The organism is Streptomyces sp. NPDC017095, assembly GCF_044332325.1.
Taxonomy (GTDB): domain Bacteria; phylum Actinomycetota; class Actinomycetes; order Streptomycetales; family Streptomycetaceae; genus Streptomyces.
Genome location: NZ_JBIROU010000009.1, coordinates 316,338 through 336,062 on the forward strand (window position 1 = coordinate 316,338; position 19,725 = coordinate 336,062).

16 protein-coding genes are annotated in these 19,725 nt (G+C 73.9%); 12 read left to right on the plus strand and 4 right to left on the minus strand.

From position 1 onward, the window contains the following. Window positions 1-178: 178 nt before the first annotated feature. Both sucC and sucD read left to right on the plus strand, forming a co-directional pair. The gene (sucC, locus tag ACH4OA_RS20420; protein ID WP_365883080.1) at window positions 179-1,354 is read left to right on the plus strand and encodes an ADP-forming succinate--CoA ligase subunit beta; all 1,176 of its coding nucleotides are present in this window, start codon (window positions 179-181) and stop codon (window positions 1,352-1,354) included. Window positions 1,355-1,380: 26 nt separating this feature from the next. Beyond that, window positions 1,381-2,265, plus strand: a complete 885-nt coding sequence (sucD, locus tag ACH4OA_RS20425; protein WP_161288794.1) for a succinate--CoA ligase subunit alpha — start codon at window positions 1,381-1,383, stop codon at window positions 2,263-2,265. 116 nt (window positions 2,266-2,381) lie between these two features. Here sucD and ACH4OA_RS20430 read toward each other — a convergent pair whose 3' ends face one another. After that, the gene (locus tag ACH4OA_RS20430) at window positions 2,382-3,341 is read right to left on the minus strand and encodes an RNA polymerase sigma factor (protein ID WP_397938182.1); all 960 of its coding nucleotides are present in this window, start codon (window positions 3,339-3,341) and stop codon (window positions 2,382-2,384) included. Window positions 3,342-3,434: 93 nt separating this feature from the next. Between ACH4OA_RS20430 and ACH4OA_RS20435 the strand changes: the two genes are divergently transcribed. After that, entirely contained in the window at window positions 3,435-5,246 is a 1,812-nt protein-coding gene (locus ACH4OA_RS20435) for a DUF6350 family protein (protein WP_397970056.1), read from the plus strand. A 6-nt stretch (window positions 5,247-5,252) separates the two neighbouring features. Here ACH4OA_RS20435 and ACH4OA_RS20440 read toward each other — a convergent pair whose 3' ends face one another. After that, window positions 5,253-6,356 (minus strand): hypothetical protein, encoded by a 1,104-nt coding sequence (locus tag ACH4OA_RS20440; RefSeq protein WP_397970058.1) that lies wholly within the window; start codon window positions 6,354-6,356, stop codon window positions 5,253-5,255. Window positions 6,357-6,639: 283 nt separating this feature from the next. Here ACH4OA_RS20440 and purN point away from each other — a divergent pair, with 283 nt between their 5' ends. Beyond that, on the plus strand, window positions 6,640-7,278 hold the full coding sequence (purN, locus tag ACH4OA_RS20445; RefSeq protein ID WP_365884142.1) for a phosphoribosylglycinamide formyltransferase: 639 nt from the start codon (window positions 6,640-6,642) through the stop codon (window positions 7,276-7,278). Further along, the gene (gene purH, locus ACH4OA_RS20450; protein ID WP_397970059.1) at window positions 7,275-8,837 is read left to right on the plus strand and encodes a bifunctional phosphoribosylaminoimidazolecarboxamide formyltransferase/IMP cyclohydrolase; all 1,563 of its coding nucleotides are present in this window, start codon (window positions 7,275-7,277) and stop codon (window positions 8,835-8,837) included. Before purN ends, purH begins: the two co-directional genes overlap by 4 nt. A 74-nt stretch (window positions 8,838-8,911) precedes the next feature. On the opposite strand, the gene ACH4OA_RS20455 is transcribed toward purH, so the two are convergent. Then, window positions 8,912-9,523, minus strand: a complete 612-nt coding sequence (locus ACH4OA_RS20455) for a hypothetical protein (protein WP_397938174.1) — start codon at window positions 9,521-9,523, stop codon at window positions 8,912-8,914. A 242-nt stretch (window positions 9,524-9,765) separates the two neighbouring features. Between ACH4OA_RS20455 and ACH4OA_RS20460 the strand changes: the two genes are divergently transcribed. From ACH4OA_RS20460 to ACH4OA_RS20475, 4 genes are all read left to right on the plus strand, one after another. Further along, window positions 9,766-10,620 (plus strand): bifunctional methylenetetrahydrofolate dehydrogenase/methenyltetrahydrofolate cyclohydrolase, encoded by an 855-nt coding sequence (locus tag ACH4OA_RS20460; RefSeq protein ID WP_365876117.1) that lies wholly within the window; start codon window positions 9,766-9,768, stop codon window positions 10,618-10,620. Then, window positions 10,610-11,083, plus strand: a complete 474-nt coding sequence (locus ACH4OA_RS20465) for a DUF3017 domain-containing protein (protein ID WP_397970061.1) — start codon at window positions 10,610-10,612, stop codon at window positions 11,081-11,083. Before ACH4OA_RS20460 ends, ACH4OA_RS20465 begins: the two co-directional genes overlap by 11 nt. A 194-nt stretch (window positions 11,084-11,277) precedes the next feature. Further along, entirely contained in the window at window positions 11,278-12,561 is a 1,284-nt protein-coding gene (locus tag ACH4OA_RS20470) for a DUF2690 domain-containing protein (RefSeq protein WP_397970063.1), read from the plus strand. Between the two features lie 424 nt (window positions 12,562-12,985). After that, a complete protein-coding gene (locus ACH4OA_RS20475; protein ID WP_397938168.1) occupies window positions 12,986-13,975 on the plus strand; it encodes a malate dehydrogenase in 990 nt (329 codons plus the stop codon). Between the two features lie 218 nt (window positions 13,976-14,193). On the opposite strand, the gene ACH4OA_RS20480 is transcribed toward ACH4OA_RS20475, so the two are convergent. Beyond that, on the minus strand, window positions 14,194-15,594 hold the full coding sequence (locus tag ACH4OA_RS20480; RefSeq protein ID WP_397970114.1) for an MFS transporter: 1,401 nt from the start codon (window positions 15,592-15,594) through the stop codon (window positions 14,194-14,196). A gap of 101 nt (window positions 15,595-15,695) precedes the next feature. On the opposite strand from ACH4OA_RS20480, the gene ACH4OA_RS20485 reads away from it, so the two are divergent. From ACH4OA_RS20485 to ACH4OA_RS20495, 3 genes are all read left to right on the plus strand, one after another. Beyond that, entirely contained in the window at window positions 15,696-16,622 is a 927-nt protein-coding gene (locus ACH4OA_RS20485; RefSeq protein WP_397946663.1) for a LysR family transcriptional regulator, read from the plus strand. 66 nt (window positions 16,623-16,688) lie between these two features. Then, window positions 16,689-17,942 carry a PQQ-binding-like beta-propeller repeat protein gene (locus ACH4OA_RS20490; RefSeq protein ID WP_397970065.1) on the plus strand — a complete coding sequence of 418 codons (1,254 nt, stop codon included), beginning with the start codon at window positions 16,689-16,691 and terminating at the stop codon, window positions 17,940-17,942. 214 nt (window positions 17,943-18,156) lie between these two features. After that, window positions 18,157-19,677: an aldehyde dehydrogenase family protein gene (locus ACH4OA_RS20495; RefSeq protein WP_397946661.1), complete on the plus strand. Its 1,521-nt coding sequence runs from the start codon at window positions 18,157-18,159 to the stop codon at window positions 19,675-19,677. Window positions 19,678-19,725 lie beyond the last annotated feature (48 nt).

Below are 19,725 nucleotides of genomic sequence, written 5' to 3' on the forward strand. Positions count from 1 at the left end.
CTCGGGTGTGACCCTCGATTTAGGGAGGCCCCGCAAGCGGCGATAACCTGCGAGACGGACATGCCGCGCGCTCGGACACCGTGTGCGCCTCCCTTGTGACAAGCGGACGTCACGTTGCCCTTCGCGGCACGCCCACGCATCCAACGAACCGCGAGATCACTGATAGGGACGGAAGCGCGTGGACCTGTTCGAGTACCAGGCGAGGGACCTCTTCGCCAAGCACGATGTACCGGTGCTGGCCGGTGAAGTCATCGACACGCCTGAGGCGGCGCGCGAGATCACCGAGCGGCTCGGCGGCAAGTCCGTCGTCAAGGCGCAGGTGAAGGTCGGTGGCCGCGGTAAGGCCGGTGGCGTGAAGCTGGCCGCCAGCCCGGACGAGGCCGTCGCCCGCGCGACCGACATCCTGGGCATGGACATCAAGGGCCACACGGTCCACAAGGTCATGATCGCCGAGACGGCCCCGGAGATCGTCGAGGAGTACTACGTCTCCTTCCTCCTCGACCGTGCCAACCGCACCTTCCTCTCCATCGCCTCCGTCGAGGGCGGCATGGAGATCGAGGAGGTGGCGGCCACCCGCCCCGAGGCCGTCGCCAAGACCGCGATCGACGCCATCGACGGTGTGGACGAGGCCAAGGCCCGCGAGATCGTGGAGGCCGCCAAGTTCCCGGCCGAGGTCGCCGACAAGGTGGCCCACGTCCTGGTCCGGCTCTGGGACACCTTCATCAAGTCGGACGCCCTCCTGGTCGAGGTCAACCCGCTCGCGAAGGTCGCCTCCGGTGACGTCATCGCGCTCGACGGCAAGGTGTCGCTCGACGACAACGCCGAGTTCCGGCACGAGTGGGCCGAGCTGCACGACAAGGCCGCGGCCAACCCGCTCGAGGCCGCGGCCAAGGAGAAGGGCCTCAACTACGTCAAGCTGGACGGCGAGGTCGGCATCATCGGCAACGGCGCCGGTCTCGTGATGAGCACCCTGGACGTCGTCGCGTACGCCGGTGAGAAGCACGGTGGCGTCAAGCCCGCCAACTTCCTGGACATCGGCGGCGGTGCCTCCGCCCAGGTGATGGCGAACGGCCTGGAGATCATCCTGGGCGACCCGGACGTCAAGTCCGTCTTCGTGAACGTCTTCGGCGGCATCACCGCCTGCGACGAGGTCGCCAACGGCATCGTGCAGGCCCTGAAGCTGCTGGAGGACCGCGGCGAGAAGGTCGAGAAGCCGCTCGTCGTCCGCCTCGACGGCAACAACGCCGAGCTGGGCCGGAAGATCCTCACGGACGCCAACCACCCGCTGGTGCAGCGCGTCGACACCATGGACGGCGCGGCCGACAAGGCCGCCGAGCTGGCCGCCGCCAAGTAAGCACGAGGACGAGGACTCAAACCACCATGGCTATCTGGCTCAACAAGGACAGCAAGGTCATCGTCCAGGGCATGACCGGCGCCACCGGCATGAAGCACACCAAGCTCATGCTCGGTGACGGCACGAGCGTCGTGGGCGGCGTGAACCCGCGCAAGGCGGGTCAGACCGTGGACTTCGACGGCACCGAGGTACCCGTCTTCGGCACCGTCAAGGAGGCCATCGAGAAGACCGGCGCCAACGTCTCCGTCATCTTCGTGCCGGAGAAGTTCACCAAGGACGCGGTCGTCGAGGCCATCGACGCCGAGATCCCGCTGGCCGTCGTCATCACCGAGGGCATCGCCGTGCACGACTCGGCCTCCTTCTGGGCGTACGCCGGCAAGAAGGGCAACAAGACCCGCATCATCGGCCCGAACTGCCCCGGCATCATCACCCCGGGCCAGTCGAACGTCGGCATCATCCCGGGCGACATCACCAAGCCGGGCCGCATCGGCCTGGTGTCGAAGTCCGGCACGCTGACGTACCAGATGATGTACGAGCTGCGGGACATCGGCTTCTCCACCGCCGTCGGCATCGGTGGCGACCCGATCATCGGCACCACGCACATCGACGCCCTGGCCGCGTTCCAGGACGACCCCGACACCGACCTGATCGTGATGATCGGTGAGATCGGCGGCGACGCCGAGGAGCGCGCGGCCGCGTTCATCAAGGAGAACGTGACGAAGCCGGTCGTCGGTTACGTCGCGGGCTTCACCGCGCCCGAGGGCAAGACCATGGGTCACGCCGGCGCCATCGTCTCCGGTTCCTCCGGCACCGCACAGGCCAAGAAGGAAGCCCTGGAGGCGGCCGGCGTCAAGGTCGGCAAGACCCCGACCGAGACGGCGAAGCTGGCCCGGGAGATCCTGAGCGCCTGAGCGTTCCGGCTCGACGACAGGTAGGCCCGTCCCCCCGCCCGGGGCCGGGCCTACCGGCGTCTGACCGCCGCTCACCGTGGCGCACCGCCACCCGGTGCGCGTCACCCAGCCGACCGTCACCGTGGCTGGGGTGCCACCCGCTCCGGTCCGCCGGTGCGCCGCAGCTTCGCCCGCAGCGCCTGTTCCTCCCGTGACAGCGGCCCCAGCCCGGCCGGGGCAGGCACGCCCTCGACCGCCCGCGCCGGGGCCACCGGCGCCTCGTACCGCGTCGGTGCCGTCCGCAGCGTGAGCGTCGTCGCGCCGACGATCGTCACCGTGAAGGCGATGGCCGCCCGGGTCCAGAAGACGTTCCGGCGTTCGCAGCCGGTCCGGACGATCGTCGCCCCGGGCGCGCTCAGCCGCTCGGCCGAGGCCAGTTCCAGCAGCCGGCGGTGGAGCGCGGCCGGATCGGCCAGCTCGGGCAGCCGCTCGGCCACCGCCTCCCGGGCGTGGGTCAGCCGTCTCGCGGCGGCCGGTGTGCTGGCCTCCGTCTCCGCCGCCGTCTCCGGCAGGCCCAGGCCCACACCGTCGTACAGGACCAGGGTGCGCCGGTACGACGGCGGCAGTCCGAGCAGCGCGTGCAGCAGTTCCCGGTCGGCGGCGTCGGCGGGCGGGGGCTCCGGGGAGCGGTGGCGCGGACGGAAGCGGTGCCAGGGGGAGAGCGCGCAGTCGTAGGCCACCGCCCGCACCCAGCCGGCCGGATCGCGGTCCCGGGCCACGTCCGGCCAGCGCTGCCAGGCCAGCTGGAAGGCCCGTTCCACGGCCTCGCGGGCCAGCTCGCGGCGCCCGGTGAGCAGATAGGCCTGGCGTACGAGGGCCGGGGCGCAGAAGGCGTAGAGCGCGTCGAAGGCCTGATCGGGTGTCAAGTGCCGGGAGTTGCCGGTGCCGCCGTCCCGTTGCTCCGGTTCCTCGATTCCGGGGTCCGGGCCCGCCTGCCCGGACGCCGTCTGAGCCGGCGTCAGCGACCGGGACCGGCGCACGCGTCGGCGTCTGCCCGGCGGTGGCGGCGGGCCGGCAGGAGTCTGCGTCGTCACCATGCGCCCTTTCGTGGGAAAAAGAACATAAACATATATTGGGCGACACATCGGGGGTTCGCCTGTTACGCCGGGAAAGCGCGTGTCGTTGGGAGCATGGCCGGTGTGATCCAGCTGACCGTCCGCCACCCGTTGTCGTCGCCCGCGCTCTCCCGGCTCCGCGACCGCTCGCCCGGACTCGCCGCCGGCCTGCTGGCCGGTGCCGTCGCCGCCGGTCTGGGCCTCGGCGCGCTGGCGGTGCTCGTCATGGTGCTGTGGGTCAGTTCGCCGTACCCGGACAGCGGACCGGACGGCGCGCTGCACGTCGCCGCCGGCCTGTGGCTGCTGGCCCACGGCGTCGAACTGGTCCGCACCGGCACCCTCTCCGGCGCTCCCGTGCCCGTCGGCGTCACCCCGCTGCTGCTGCCCGTCCTGCCGGTGTGGCTGGTGTACCGGGCGGCGCGGGACGTCACCGACGCCTCCGCCGAACCGGACGGCCCGCCCCCGGTGCCGGCGCGCACCGCGTGGACGGGCGTGGTCGTCGGCTATCTGGGTGTCGGCATCGCCGCGGGCCTGTACTGCTCCGGCGGCGAACTGCGCCCGCACTGGGGATGGCTGACGCTCTGTCTGCCGGCCGTGACGGCGAGCGCGGCCGGCGTCGGGGTCTGGGCGGGGTACGGCCACCCGCGCGAACCGCTGTCGCGCGTGCTGGCGGTGGTGCCGGGCCGGGTGCGGCGGCTGGTGCTCGGCACCGACGAGCGGGCCAGGCTGGGCGCGGCGGTACGCGCCGCCGGTGCCGCCACGGCGGTCCTGCTCGGCGGCGGTGCCCTGCTGGCCGGGGTGTCACTGGTGTGGCACGGCGCGCCGGCGCGGGCCTCCTTCCTCCAGCTGGCGGAGGGCTGGACGGGCCGGTTCGCCGTACTGCTGCTCGCGGTGGCGCTCGTGCCCAACGCCGCGGTGTGGGCCGCGTCCTACGCCCTCGGCCCCGGCTTCGCCCTCGGCACCGGACACCTGGTCACCCCGTTCGCCTCCGGCCCGGCCCCGCTGCTGCCGCCGTTCCCGCTGCTGGCCGCGGTGCCGGACCCGGGCGCCGGTGCGCCGCAGAACTGGGCGGCGGCAGCGGTGCCGGCGGTGGCCGGGATGGTGGCGGGCTGGTTCGTGGCGCGGGCAGCCGTACGGCGGCCGAGGCCCGGGGCGGCGGCGCGGGCCCGCTGGTCGGCCGGCCAGACCGCCGGGGTGGTCCTGCTGACGGCGGTGGTCTGCGCGGCGGCCGTCGCCCTGCTCGCCGCGTTCGCGGGCGGCCCCGTGGGCGTGGCCGCGCTGGCCCGCTTCGGCCCGTTGTGGCTGCGGGCCGGGGCGGCGGCCGGGGCCTGGACTCCGGTGTGCGCGCTGCCGGTGGCGCTGCTCGCCCGGCTGTGGCACCTGCGCCGGCCCGCGCACGCCGACGGCCGTGCGGAGCGGGGCGCGGGGGCGGGGAGCACGACGCTGACGGGAGCGACGGCCAAGGGAGCCAAGACGGTGGACCGGGCCGCTGCGGCGAAGTCGAAGTCGGCGGGGCCGGCGGACGCGGGGAGGGCGGAAGGCGCGGACAAGGTGACGGCGCCCCGGCCAGCGGTCGGCACCGGGGACGCCGAGGCGGACCTCTACGATTTCGTGCCGGCCGAAGACCCCTTCCCGACGTCGTTCGCCGAGCCGCTGCCCGGTGACCGGTACGACGACGACGCCCGCACCTCCCGCTGGGCGCCCCTGACGGAGACCGAGTCCCAGCCCGCCCCCGCCCCCGCCCCCTGGCCCCCCGCGGACCAACCGGCCAGCGACCGGCCATTCACAGGCCAGCCGCCCATGGACCAACCGGCCACCGCCCGGCCGTTCACCGGCCAACCGCCCATGGACGCCGGTCCCGACTCCCGGCCGGTCTGCTCCGAGTGAGCGGCGTCAGCCGTCCTGGCCGCCCAGCACGCCCCGCAGCTCGTGCGGCAGCAGGCTGTCGCAGGACTGCTTGGCCTCGTGGGTGAGGGCGTCGCTGACGCAGGTGTAGTAGTCGCGGTAGACGAGCTGGACGGTGAAGGACGACGCCACCAGGACCAGCGCGAGGGACGCCGTGACCAGGCCGCCGACGGCCGCCGTCGTGTGGGGCCGGCCGGCCGGGGGCGCCGGAGGTGCGGGGGCCGCCGGGGGCGCGGGGGCCGCTGCGGGAGCCGCCGGTGCGTCCGGGGCCGGGCGGCGCGGCTTGGCGCGCAGCGCGCTGCTGCCCCAGTACAGGGCCAGGGCACCCAGCAGCAGGGCCACGTACGGCCAGCTGAACAGGGCGAAGAAGACGGACCACATGCCGGAGAGCAGGGCGTACCGCGCGCGGCGCTGGGCCGGGTCGGCCGGGTCCCAGCGGGCCGGCGGACCGGTGGGCCCGCCGGGACCCTGCGGGCCGCCGCCCGGCCGCTCGCCGAAGCCGCCGGGGGAGCGGCCGGGCTGCTGATCGCTCCACTGACTGCCCCAGGGCGTATAACCCCCGGGACCCTGTCCCTGACTCGGGCCGTGCCCCGGACCCTGCCCGGGACCACCCTGCCCGGCACCACCCTGCCCCGCACCGGAACCCTGCTGTCCCTGCCCCTGGCCTCCACCGGAGCCCTGCCAGGGCCCGTACCCGGGACCCGCGCCGTACCCGGGACCCGCGCCGTGCCCGGGACCCGCCGGGCCGCCGGGATGGCGAGGCCGCCACGGCTGGTCCGGAGTGCCCTCCGGCGGCGGCGCGAACGGATTGTCGTCCTGGCGCTCACCGCCCGGCCCGGAACCGCCCGCCCCGGGCGCACCGGTACCGCGCCCGGACCCGTCCGGCCCGGCCGCACCCGCACCCCGCCCGGAGCCGTTCCGCCCCGAGCCGTCCCCGTGCCCGGAGCCGCCCTGCCCCGAGCCGTCGGGGCCGCCCCGTGGGCTTCCCGCCGGCGGGGAGGAGGGGCGCTCCCGCAGCAGTGCGGCGCCACGCTCGCCTCCCTGGGCCGGGCGCGGCGGGAACGTGAGGAGTCGCAGGCTGCGATCGGGCATCAAAAGAGCGTCTTCCCCTAGGTGACGTGCGTCAGTCCGACGTGAGCTTTCCACCCCGTGAACGCACCGCACGACGACCGCGTTCCCGAGGTTGCTCTTTCGTGATTCCCCGCGAACGCTACCTTCCGGCCGGCCACCCGTCCCGAGGGGCCCGTCCTGAGTGCCGGTATCGTTGCTGACGGCCGGCCGCTTCGTAGACTTCCCCGTATCCGGGGTCGCGAAGCATTTGTACGACTGTACAAACGGCCGCACCACGGATCGCCACCCGAGAAAGGGCCCCATCGTGGCCGCCACCTCCGCCGGCCCGGCTGCCAAGCGCCTCGTCGTGCTGGTCTCCGGCTCCGGCACCAATCTGCAGGCGCTGCTGGACGAGATCGCCGCCGCCGGCCCCGAGGCGTACGGCGCCGAGGTCGTGGCCGTGGGCGCCGACCGCGAGGGCATCGAGGGACTGGCCCGGGCCGAGCGCGCCGGGATCACCACCTTCGTGTGCAAGGTGAAGGACCACGGCACCCGCGAGGAGTGGGACGCGGCCCTCGCCGAGGCCGTCGCCGCGCACGCGCCCGACCTCGTGGTCTCCGCCGGGTTCATGAAGATCGTGGGCAAGGAGTTCCTGGCCCGGTTCGGCGGCCGGTTCGTCAACACCCACCCGGCCCTGCTGCCCAGTTTTCCCGGCGCCCACGGCGTCCGTGACGCGCTCGCGTACGGCGCCAAGGTCACCGGCTGCACCGTCCACTTCGTCGACGACGGCGTCGACACCGGGCCGATCATCGCTCAGGGCGTGGTCGAGGTCCGGGACGAGGACGACGAGAGCGCGCTGCACGAGCGCATCAAGGACGTCGAGCGAAGGCTGCTCGTCGAGGTCGTGGGGCGGCTCGCCCGCAACGGCTATCGCATTGAGGGACGAAAGGTAGTTATCCAGTGACCGCCGAGAGCAACAAGCGGGCCATCCGTCGCGCGCTCGTCAGCGTCTACGACAAGACCGGTCTGGAGGAGCTGGCCCGCGGGCTGCACGAGGCCGGTGTGGAACTGGTCTCGACCGGCTCCACGGCAGGCCGGATCGCCGCCGCCGGCGTCCCCGTCACCAAGGTCGAGGAGCTGACCGGCTTCCCCGAGTGCCTGGACGGCCGGGTGAAGACCCTGCACCCGAAGGTGCACGCGGGCATCCTCGCCGACCTGCGCCTGGACAGCCACCGCGCGCAGCTCGCCGAGCTGGGCGTGGAGCCGTTCGACCTGGTCGTGGTCAACCTCTACCCGTTCCGGGAGACCGTCGCCTCCGGCGCCTCGCCCGACGAGTGCGTGGAGCAGATCGACATCGGCGGCCCCTCCATGGTCCGCGCCGCCGCCAAGAACCACCCGTCCGTGGCCGTGGTCACCAGCCCGGAGCGGTACGCCGACGTGCTCGCCGCGGTGCGCGACGGCGGCTTCGACCTCGGCGCGCGCAAGCGGCTGGCCGCCGAGGCGTTCCGGCACACCGCCGAGTACGACCTCGCGGTCTCCTCCTGGTTCGCCTCGTCGTACGCGCCCGCCGACGACTCCGGCTTCCCGGAGTTCGTGGGCGTCGCCTACCAGCGCAAGAACACCCTGCGCTACGGCGAGAACCCGCACCAGAACGCCGCCCTGTACGTCGACGGCACCGGCGGGCTCGCCGAGGCCGAGCAGCTGCACGGCAAGGAGATGTCGTACAACAACTACACGGACACGGACGCCGCCCGCCGTGCCGCGTACGACCACGCCGAGCCCTGCGTCGCGATCATCAAGCACGCCAACCCCTGCGGCATCGCGGTGGGCGCGGACGTCGCCGAGGCGCACCGCAAGGCGCACGCCTGCGACCCGGTCTCCGCGTACGGCGGTGTGATCGCCGTGAACCGGCCGGTCAGCAAGGAGCTGGCCGAGCAGGTCGCCGAGATCTTCACCGAGGTCATCGTGGCCCCGGACTACGAGGAGGGCGCGCTGGAGGCCCTCACCAAGAAGAAGAACATCCGGGTGCTGCGCTGCCCGTCCGGCCCGGCCCAGACCGTCGAGGTCAAGCCGGTCGACGGCGGCGCGCTGCTCCAGGTCGCCGACCGGCTCCAGGCCGAGGGCGACGACCCGGCCGGCTGGACGCTGGCCAGTGGTGAGGCGCTGTCCGAGGCGGAGCTGAGGGAGCTGGCCTTCGCCTGGAAGGCGTGCCGTGCCGTGAAGTCCAACGCGATCCTGCTCGCCAAGGACGGCGCGTCGGTCGGTGTCGGCATGGGCCAGGTCAACCGCGTCGACTCCTGCAAGCTGGCCGTCGAGCGGGCCGGCGAGGAGCGGGCCCGGGGCGCGTACGCGGCCTCCGACGCCTTCTTCCCGTTCCCCGACGGACCGCAGATCCTGATCGACGCCGGTGTCCGGGCGATCGTCCAGCCGGGCGGCTCGATCCGGGACGAGCAGGTCGTGGCGGCCGCCAAGGAGGCGGGCGTGACCATGTACTTCACCGGCACCCGCCACTTCTTCCACTGATCCCGAGCGGTCCGTACACACGCGTGGTCCCGCCCGTCGTCCGACGGGCGGGACCACGCGTGCGTGTGCCGCAATCAGTACCGCGGGCGCTTGAACCAGGCCGAGGCCGAGCTGTTGACCATCGACGCCAGGATGATGCCGCCGAACGCCAGCGAGATGATGCCGCCGAAGGTCCCCGAACCGCCGCCGCCGTTCACGATGTTGACCAGGCTGCCGAGCAGCAGCAGGGACGCGTACACGATCGTCGTGACGCGGATGCCGCCGCCGCCCTTCTTGAACTTCACGCCGAGGAAGATGGACAGGGTGCCCAGCGCCAGCATCAGCAGCGCGAACGCGATCAGCGCGCCGGTGGCCGTGCTGGTGTCGTCACCCGAGCCGAAGCCGTTGGAGACGTCCTGCGTGGCGCCGGCGGCGATGCCGAGGAACAGACCGGCCAGGTACTGGAAGCCCGCCAGGATGAACAGCAGCACCCGCGCGGTCTTGATCAGGCCCGGCATCTCCATCGGCACGCCGTAGCCGTACGGCTGCTGCACCGGGGGCGCGGCCGGGTAGCCGTAGCCCGGCTGCTGGCCCTGCGGGGCGGCGGGATAGCCGTAGCCGGGCTGGCCCTGCGGCTGCTGCGGCGGGTAGCCCGGCTGCTGGCCCTGCGGCGGGCCGTACGGGTTGTTCGGGTCGCCGAAGCTCATGGCGGTGTTCCTCCGTCTGCGTTGCTCAAGTGCGGGGACGACGCGCGGCACATTCGGAGGAGAAGTTCTACAGATGCGGTCCGTCCCCCCGGTACTGCCCGCGGCACTGTGCGCTCATCGTTCTTTAACAGCCTCTTACTTGTCCAGCCGGATACGTCAGGTGTTGTGCAAGTGCAACATCACTGATCAAGCCGTGACACCCGGATTGGAACCGGGGCCGGGTCATCCGCGAGGATGGGGGCATGACCGCCCAGATTCTCGATGGCAAGGCCACCGCAGCCGCGATCAAGTCCGATCTGACCGCCCGCGTGGCGGCGCTGAAGGAGAAGGGCGTCACGCCCGGCCTCGGCACGATCCTCGTCGGGGACGACCCCGGCAGCCAGAAGTACGTCGCCGGCAAGCACCGCGACTGCGCCCAGGTGGGCATCGCCTCCATCCAGCGCGAGTTGCCGGCCACCGCCACCCAGGAGGAGATCGAGGCGGTCGTCCGCGAGCTGAACGAGGACCCGGCCTGCACCGGCTACATCGTCCAGCTGCCGCTGCCCAGGGGCATCGACGAGAACCGCATCCTGGAGCTGATGGACCCGGCCAAGGACGCCGACGGCCTGCACCCGATGAACCTCGGCCGCCTCGTCCTGAACGAGCCCGCCCCGCTGCCCTGCACCCCGAACGGCATCCTCACCCTGCTCCGCCGCCACGGCGTGGAGATCAAGGGCGCCGAGGTGGTGGTCGTCGGCCGCGGTGTCACCATCGGCCGTCCGATGCCGCTGCTGCTCACCCGCCGCAGCGAGAACGCCACCGTCACCCAGTGCCACACCGGCACCCGGGACCTCTCCGCCCACCTCAAGCGCGCCGACATCATCGTCGCGGCGGCCGGCTCGCCGCACCTGATCCGCGCCGAGGACGTCAAGCCGGGCGCGGCCGTGCTGGACGTCGGCGTCTCCCGCAACGCGGAGGGCCGGATCGTCGGCGACGTCCACCCGGACGTGACCGAGGTGGCCGGCTGGATCTCCCCGAACCCCGGCGGTGTCGGCCCGATGACCCGGGCGCAGCTGCTGGTCAACGTGGTCGAGGCGGCGGAGCGCAGTGCCGGCTGAGGACGTCCGCGGGCAGGCGGAGCCGACCGTCCGCGACGCGGTCAGCGCGCCGGACGCCGAGGGGCGTCCGCGCCGCGTCACCCGCCGCTTCCCGCTCTTCACCAGGGACACCGCCCGGCCGGAGGGCGGCGGCCGGGCCGCGGCCGGCGACGCTCCGGCGCCCGCCCGGCAGTGGCCCCTGCTCACCGTGGTCGGCCTGGTGGCGCTCGGCCTGCTGGTGACCGCGCTGGACGCGTTCCGCCCGGGGACGCTGATCGTCGGCGCCGCGCTGCTGACCGGCGCGGTGCTGCGCTGGCTGCGGCCGGACGTCGGCATGCTCGCCGTACGCTCCCGCTTCACGGACATCGTGACCTACGGCGTCCTGGGCCTGGTGATCGTCCTGCTCGCCCTGATGATCCAGCCCGACCCGCTGCTGAAACTGCCGTTCCTGAAGGACATCCTGCACTTCACACTCGCCAAGTAGCGCACCCCGCACGACCGGTGGCCCGCCCTCCCTCCGGGGACGCGGGCCACCGCCGTACCTCCCGGCGCCCGGCGCGGCTCCCGCTCGGGTGCGGCCGGCCCCGGGAACTGGGATCCTTGGGCCGGCGCGGTCCCGTTGGGTGGCCGGGGAGCCGCGCGAGATCGACAGCACGACCGGGGGAAGAGGGAAGACCCATGCCTCGTTGGAACGCCTTGCCGGACGATCTGGACCCGCGGATCGAGGAGTTCACCGGCCGGCTCCGGCAACTCGTGGACCGCAGCGGACTGTCCGTCGCCGAACTGGCCGGCCGGACGGGCTACGGCGCGTCGTCCTGGGAGCGGTACCTGAGCGGCCGGCTGCTGGCGCCCAAGGGCGCGGTCATCGCGCTCGCCGAGGCCGCCGGCGCCCCGCCCGGCCCGCTGACCACCCTGTGGGAGCTGGCCGAACGCGCCTGGACCCGGGCGGAGGTACGGCAGGACAGCACCCGGGACGCGCTGCGCGCCGCCGCATCCCGGGCGGCGCTCGGGGACGTGGCGACGGCGGCGGAACCGGCGGCCGGCACGGAGGCGGGGACCGGGGCGGCCCGGCTCGTCACCAAGGGCGCGGGAGCCGCCCGGCGGGCCGGGACGGGCGGTGACAGCGCCGTGCCGGGGACCGCGGGTGTCTCCGGAGCACCGCCGGCCGTGCCCGCGACCGGGGTCATCCCCGCCCAGCCGTCGGCGGACACGCCCGTCAAGAACTCCTGGGGACTGGCCGGTTACCGGGGCCCGTCCACGGCGAGCGCCCGCCCGGTGCCCCGGCCCGCCGCCCGCCCGGACACCTCGGCGTCCACCCCGGCCGCCACCCCCGCCACCCCGGCCGCCGCCCTCGCCGCGCCGTCCGCCGGCCCCGACACCCCCGCCCGCCCGGCCCGGACGCAGGGCACCCCGGCAGCCGGGACCGTACGGCCCGCGCCGCAGCGCCCGGAGCCGGGGGAGCGCTGGTCCGCGCGCCGGCAGCAGCTGACGATGTTCCTCGCGGGCCTGGTCGGTGTGCTCGTCCTCATCGGCGGGGTCGTCTTCTTCACCCACCGGGGCGGCGACGACCAGGGGAAGGCCGCCGGACGGCCCACCCCCTCGGCCTCCGCCCGGACCAGCCTGCCGCCCGGCGTCAAGTGCGCCGGGTCCGCCTGCGCCGGCCAGGACGCCGAGGCCATGGGGTGCAGCGGGGACCTGGTGACCACCGCCAAGACCGCCACCGTGGGCACCACCACCCTGGAGGTCCGCTACAGCAAGGTCTGCGGCACGGCCTGGGGCCGCATCACCAGCGGGGCGCCGGGCGACACCGTGCGGGTCACCGCGGGCAAGGAGCGGCAGAGCGGCGACATCACCGCGGCGGGGGACACGATCGGGTACACCCCGATGGTCGTCGTACGCAGCCCGGCGCAGGCCAGGGCGTGCGCCACGCTGGCCTCGGGCCAGTCCGGCTGCACGGAGTGACGGGCGGCGCGCGGCGGCGGGGAGACGGGGGCGAGGCGCGGCGCGCGGCGGCGGGGAGACGGGGATGCGGCGCCGGGGCAGATGCCGGGGAGAAAAAAAGAAGAGCCGATTCCGGTACGCGCGCATAACGCCGCCGATCCGGGGCACACGAAACGTACCCCCACGGGAGTCCGGTACCCCGGCCCCCACGGCGGCCGTCCCCGGTCCCTCCTCTCCCTGACCCGGACGGCCGCCCCCCTCTTTTTCCGGCGCCGGCGGGCCGGTACGTCCGGGTGATCCCCTTGTGGGGTGAGCCACACGGCCCCGGACGTCCGGCCTGTCGGATGCGCGATAGCCTGACCGCTGGATCTCTCTTGATGCCAAGAGATCGATCATCCGCCCGGGGCAGGGACGCCCCACCGCCAGCTGTCATACGGAGAACGCCATGACCCGCACTCCCGTGAACGTCACCGTCACCGGCGCGGCCGGCCAGATCGGTTACGCCCTGCTCTTCCGCATCGCCTCCGGCCAGCTGCTCGGCGCGGACGTGCCGGTCCGCCTCCGCCTCCTGGAGATCACGCCGGCGCTCAAGGCCGCCGAGGGCACCGCGATGGAGCTGGACGACTGCGCCTTCCCGCTGCTCCAGGGCATCGACATCACGGACGACCCGAACGTCGCCTTCGACGGCGCCAACGTGGCCCTGCTGGTAGGCGCCCGGCCGCGCACCAAGGGCATGGAGCGCGGTGACCTGCTGGAGGCCAACGGCGGCATCTTCAAGCCGCAGGGCAAGGCCATCAACGACCACGCCGCGGACGACATCAAGGTGCTCGTCGTCGGCAACCCGGCCAACACCAACGCGCTCATCGCGCAGGCCGCCGCGCCGGACGTCCCGGCCGAGCGCTTCACCGCGATGACCCGCCTGGACCACAACCGCGCGCTCACCCAGCTCGCGAAGAAGACGGGCACCACGGTCGCCGACATCAAGCGGCTGACCATCTGGGGCAACCACTCCGCCACCCAGTACCCGGACATCTTCCACGCCACCGTGGCCGGCAAGAACGCCGCCGAGGCCGTGAACGACGAGAAGTGGCTGGCCGAGGACTTCATCCCGACCGTCGCCAAGCGCGGTGCCGCGATCATCGAGGCCCGTGGCGCGTCCTCCGCCGCCTCCGCCGCGAACGCCGCCATCGACCACGTCCACACCTGGGTCAACGGCACCGCCGAGGGTGACTGGACGTCCATGGGCATCCCGTCGGACGGCTCCTACGGCGTCCCGGAGGGCCTCATCTCCTCCTTCCCGGTCGTCTGCAAGGACGGCACGTACGAGATCGTCCAGGGCCTGGACATCAACGAGTTCTCCCGCGCCCGCATCGACGCCTCCGTCCAGGAGCTGGCGGAGGAGCGCGAGGCGGTCCGCGGTCTCGGCCTCATCTGAGCTGACGTGGTGTGACACCGGCGCCGGTGCGCTATAGTTGATCACGCACCGGCCGCCGGAAACGGCACCAGGTGATGCGTTGGTGGTCCAAGGAAAGACGCCCCGCTTCCTGCGGGGAGATGCAGGTGCAAGGCCTGCCCGGCGCTCCGCACACGAGGTCCCCTCCCGCAGCACGCGGGAGGGGACCTCGTCGTTTCCGGCGCCCTCCGCGCGCCGGTTCAGCCCACCGGTTCCCTCGTCGCCGCGGCCCGCGCGGCCGGACGGCCCGGACGCGCACCGGAGTCCCGGTACCCCGCGACGACCACGGCGGTGGCTACCAGCACCGTCACCCCCACCACCCGCAGCGCCGGTCCCATACCGCTCGCGAAGCCGGTGTGCCCGGCCAACGCGGTGCCGGCGACGGCGACACCGAGCGCGGCGCCGGTCTCCCGGGCCGAGGTGCCGAGACCGGAGCCGAGGCCCGCCTGGTGCGGCGGCAGGCAGAGCACCACGCCCAGCGTGAGCGCCGGCATGGCCAGGCCGGCGCCCGCCGAGATGACCAGCAGCCAGCAGGCGTACAGCGGGTAGGGCGTGTGCGCGTCCGCGGTGGACGCGGCCAGCAGACCGGCGCCGACGAGCCCCAGCCCGGTGCCGATCACCGGCCGCGGCCGCGCCGACCAGCGCGCCGCGAGCTTCGGCACCAGGGCCATCCCGACGATCAGCGGCACGATCGCGACCCCCGTCACCGCCGGGCCGAAGCCCTTGACCTCCTGGAGGTACCGCGCGTTGACGAAGAACAGCGCGAACAGGCCGAAGAAGCCCGTCGCCAGGCCGAGCGTGGTCGCGCGCAGGGCGCCGGAGCGGAAGACGCGCGGGTCGAACAGCGGGGCGGACGAGCGCAGGGCGCGCGCGGTGAACGCGGTCAGCAGCAGGGCGCCCGCCGTGAACGCGGCCAGGACGCGCACCGAGGTCCAGCCGCGGCCGGGGCCCTCGATGATGCCGGACAGCACCGCGACCAGGCCGGCGGTGAGCAGCAGGGTGCCGGCCGGGTCCGGGCCGCCGTGCGCGGAGCGGGCGGTGCGCGGGACGGTCACCGCGACGGCGGCGGCGAGGACGGCGGCCAGCGGCACCATCGCGGCGAACAGCGCCCGCCAGGACAGGAACTGGCCGGCCAGACCGCCGCCCAGGTTGCCCGCCAGGCCGCCGAGACCGAGGGCCAGTGTCCAGGACGCCATCGCCTGGGCGCGGCGCTCGGGCCCGGCCAGGTGCACCAGGACCGACATCGTCGCCGGGGTGATCAGCGCGGCCCCGGCGCCGGACAGGGCCCGGCCCGCGATCAGCACCGCCGGACCGGACGCCAGCGCGCCGGCCGCGGCGCCCCCGGCGAACAGGGCCAGACCGGCGAGCAGGGCGCCCTTGCGGCCGTAGCGGTCACCGAGCGCGCCGGCCGGGATCAGCAGGCCGGCGAAGACGATGACATAGGCGTCGACCGTCCACAGCAACTGGGTGTGCGAGGGGTGCAGGCCGGAGGACACGAGCTGCGGCAGCAGCAGGTTGACGGCGGCGACCATGCTCTGCGCGACCAGGACACAGGCGCACAGCGTGAGCAGGACGGGGCGGTTCAGGGCGTGCGCGGGCACGGCTCCTCCCGGGAGCTGGTGGGTGGTGGCGGGATGCGTCCTCACCGTAGGCTCGCCACCGACCTGCCTTCCAGTGCAACCTTCGCAAGGAATACCTGCACATGACGCAATCCACGGGCCTGGACCTGAATCTGCTGCTCGCGCTGGACGTGCTGCTGGAGGAGGAGAGCGTGCGGGGCGCCGCCCGGCGGCTGCACCTGTCCGAGCCCGCGATGAGCCGCACCCTCGGCCGGATCCGCAAGGCGCTCGGCGACCCCGTGCTGGTCCGCGCCGGCCGCCGGATGGTGCCGACCCCGCACGCGCTGGCCGTACGCGCCGAGGTGAGCGCCGTGGTGGAGCGGGCCCGCGCCCTGTTCGCGCCCGGCCGCGACACCGACCTGCGCACGGTGACCCGCACCTTCACGCTCCTCGGTCACGACGCGACGGCCGCCACCCTCGGCGCGGCCCTCCTCGCCCGCGCCGCGCGCGAGGCGCCCGGCATCCGCCTGCGCTTCCTGTCCGAGAGCCACGTGGACGGTCCGTTCCTGCGCCAGGGCACCGCCGACCTGGAGATCGGCGTGATCGACTCGGCCGCGCCCGAGGTGCGGGTGGAGACCGTGCGCGAGGACCGCATGCTGGGCGTCGTACGGGCCGGACACCCGCTGCTGCGGGGAGAGTTGACCCCCGAGCGGTTCGCCCGGACGGCCGGGCACCTGAGCGTCTCCCGGCGCGGCCGGCAGCACGGACCGATCGACGACGCCCTCGGACAACTCGGCCTGGAACGCGAGGTGGTGGGCAGCGTCGGCAGCTACCCGGCCTCGCTGTTCGTGCTGCGCGAGACCGACCTGATCGGGCTGATCAGCCGGTGGAGCCGGCCGCTGGCCGACGCCCTCGGGCTGGTCGTCTTCGACATCCCGCTCCCGCTGCCCGCGATGACGGTCGGGCTCGCCTGGCATCCCCGGCACGACGCCGACCCGGCCCACGCCTGGCTGCGCCGCTGCGTACGGGAGCTGCTGGGGGAGGAAGCGGCGGGCTCCGCGCGCATGTGAGGGTGCCGTGGGGGTATCGGGTGGTGGTCGTCCGACCGGGCCGACCGTCGATCAGGGGGTACTTCCATGGGAGCGTCAACTCGCCGTACTCGCAGAAGACTTGGCGTCGCCGGGGTCGCCGCCGTCATGGCGCTGGCCTTCACCGGTTCGCCCCAGGCGGCCACCTTTGTGCCGGGCCGGACCGCCACCGCGGCCGAGCTGACGGACGCGACGCTCGGCTACCGCGCCGACGGCCGGGCGGACGGCCTCGTCGCCGGGGCCACGGCGGCACCGCCGTACCGGAAGCTGTGGAGCCGGGACTTCGGGACCGTCGTCTCCGCGCCGGTCGCGGTCGGCGACAAGGTGTACGCCGTCGTGAACGCGGACGACGGCACCGAGGGCGGCCCGCGCATGATGCTCGTCGGGCTCCGGGCCGGCACCGGCAAGGACCTGTGGCCGGCCGTCTCCCTGGAGAAGAACGAGACCGGGGCCGGGGTGTCGTACGGGGGCGGCCTGCTCTACACGCAGACCTCGCGCGGCACGATCGCCGCCTGGAACCCGGCCACCGGACGGCGGATCTGGTCGGTGACCCTCGACTCGGCCTCGATGCAGTACCCGCCCGTCTGGTACGGCGGCCTGCTCTACCTCCAGGACGGCCGCGGCACCGCGTTCGCCCTGCGCGCCGACACCGGCGCCCGGGTGTGGAAGGCGCCCCTGTCGCAGTACTCCTGGGCGCCCACCGTCGTCGACGCCTCCGGTGTGTGGATCGGCTTCGACGGCGTCGCCTGGCACCACCTCGACCGCAGGACCGGTGCCGAACTGCACCGCTTCCGGGTGCCCGACGTCTCGGGCGCCTACGGCAACCCGGTCGCGCTGGGCGCCGGCGCGGCCTGGATGCGCAGCAGCGACTACGGCGACGAGTCGGTCACCGCCTACGACCGCAAGACCGGCGCCGCCGTGCGGAAACTGCCCGCGGACGCGACCCCGGCCTTCGGCCCCGGCCGGGTGTACGTGGCGTACCGCGGCAAGGTCAGGGCCTACAGCACCAGCACCTACAAGGCCGCCTGGACCTACACCAGCTCCGTCGGCGCGGCCACCGTGCGTCTCGTGGCGGGCGGCTACGTGTACGTCGAGGACGCCGACGGCCGGCTCGTCGTGCTCGACCGGACGACCGGCAAGACCGTCTGGTCGTACCGGCGTTACCCCGCGCCGCCGCCCATGTCGCCGATCCTCGCCGAGGACGACTGGCGCGGGTTCGTCGTGCCCGGCATCGCCACGGCCAAGGGCCGGCTCTTCGTACCCGGCGCCGAAGGCACCCTGACGGCGTTCGGCAAGCGGTAGGGCCCGGCCCCCCACGGCGTGCTTCCCCGGCCGCCGCGACGAGCGCGGCGCACTTCCTCTTTGTCCGCTATCACCGGCGTTTTCCGTGACCCCGCGCACTTTCCGCCATCGATTGCGCATGCGAAACCGGCGCTCTGGGCAGGCGGCGACGGTCCCCGAGCGTGACACCTGGGTGACACAGGGGCACGGAACAGGAACGGAAGGCGATACCGAGATGGCGGACAGAACCGAACGGCACGGCCGGGCGACCATCCACGCGGACGGCGAGTGGCGGGAAGCGGTCTCCGGCGCGACCCGGGAGATCCTCGATCCGGCGGACGCCCGGCCGTTCGCCGTGGTTGCGGAGGGCGACGCGCAGGACGCCGATCGCGCGGTGACCGCCGCCCGGCACGCCTTCGACCACGGCCCCTGGCCGCACACCCCGGCCGCCGAACGTGCCGCCCTGCTGCGCCGCGTCGCCGCTCTCCTGGCGCGCGACCGCGAGGAACTCGGCCTGCTGGAGAGCCGGGACGCGGGCAAGACCGTCGAGGAGGGGCGCGTCGACATCGACTGCGTCGCCGACGCCTTCCGCTACTTCGCCGACCTCGTCGCCGCCGAGGCTCCCGGCCGGGTGGTCGACGCGGGCTCCGCGGAGATCCACAGCGTGGTCGTCCACGAACCCGTCGGCGTCTGCGCGCTGATCACCCCCTGGAACTACCCGCTGCTCCAGGCCAGTTGGAAGATCGCCCCGGCGCTCGCCGCCGGCAACACCTTCGTGGTCAAGCCCAGCGAGATCACCCCGATGACCACCATCGCGCTGATCGGCCTGCTGACCGAGGCCGGCCTGCCGCCGGGCGTCGCCAACCTCGTCACCGGACCCGGCCACAGCGTCGGCGCCCGGCTCGCCGAGCACCCCGACGTCGACCTGGTCTCCTTCACCGGCGGCCTGACCAGCGGCGTCAAGGTCGCCCAGGCCGCCGCGCCCACCGTCAAGAAGGTCGCCCTCGAACTCGGCGGCAAGAACCCCAACGTCGTCTTCGCCGACGTCTGCGCCACCGACGAGGGCTTCGACACGGCCGTGGACCAGGCCCTGAACGCGGCCTTCATCCACAGCGGCCAGGTCTGCTCGGCCGGCGCCCGCCTCATCGTGGAGGAGTCCGTCCGGGACCGCTTCGTCACCGAACTCGCCGACCGCGCCCGGCGGATCCGCCTCGGCCGGGGCACCGAGGACGGCGTCGAGTGCGGCCCGCTCGTCTCCGCGGCACAGCGCGAGAAGGTGGAGGCGTACGTCGCCTCCGCGCTCGCCGAGGGCGCGGTGCTGCGCTGCGGGGGCAGGCGGCCCGGCCCGGCGCCCGAGCGCCCCGCGTCCGGCTACTTCTACGAGCCGACCGTCCTCGACGCCTGCCATCGTGACATGAAGGTCGTCCGCGAGGAGGTCTTCGGCCCGGTCCTCACCGTCGAGACCTTCCGCACCGAGGAGGAGGCCGTCCGGCTCGCCAACGACACCGAGTACGGCCTCGCCGGCGCCGTCTGGAGCGCGGACACCGCGAGGGCCCGCCGGGTGGCGTCCCGGCTGCGCCACGGCACCGTCTGGATCAACGACTTCCACCCCTACCTGCCGCAGGCGGAGTGGGGCGGCTTCGGCAGGAGCGGCACCGGACGCGAACTCGGCCCCGCCGGACTCGCCGAGTACCGCGAGACCAAGCACGTCTACCAGAACCTCGCCCCGCGCCCGGTGCGCTGGTTCGCCGGCTGAACCGCCCCGCCCGGCGCACCCCACCGCGGCGCCGGAGCAGTATCCCCA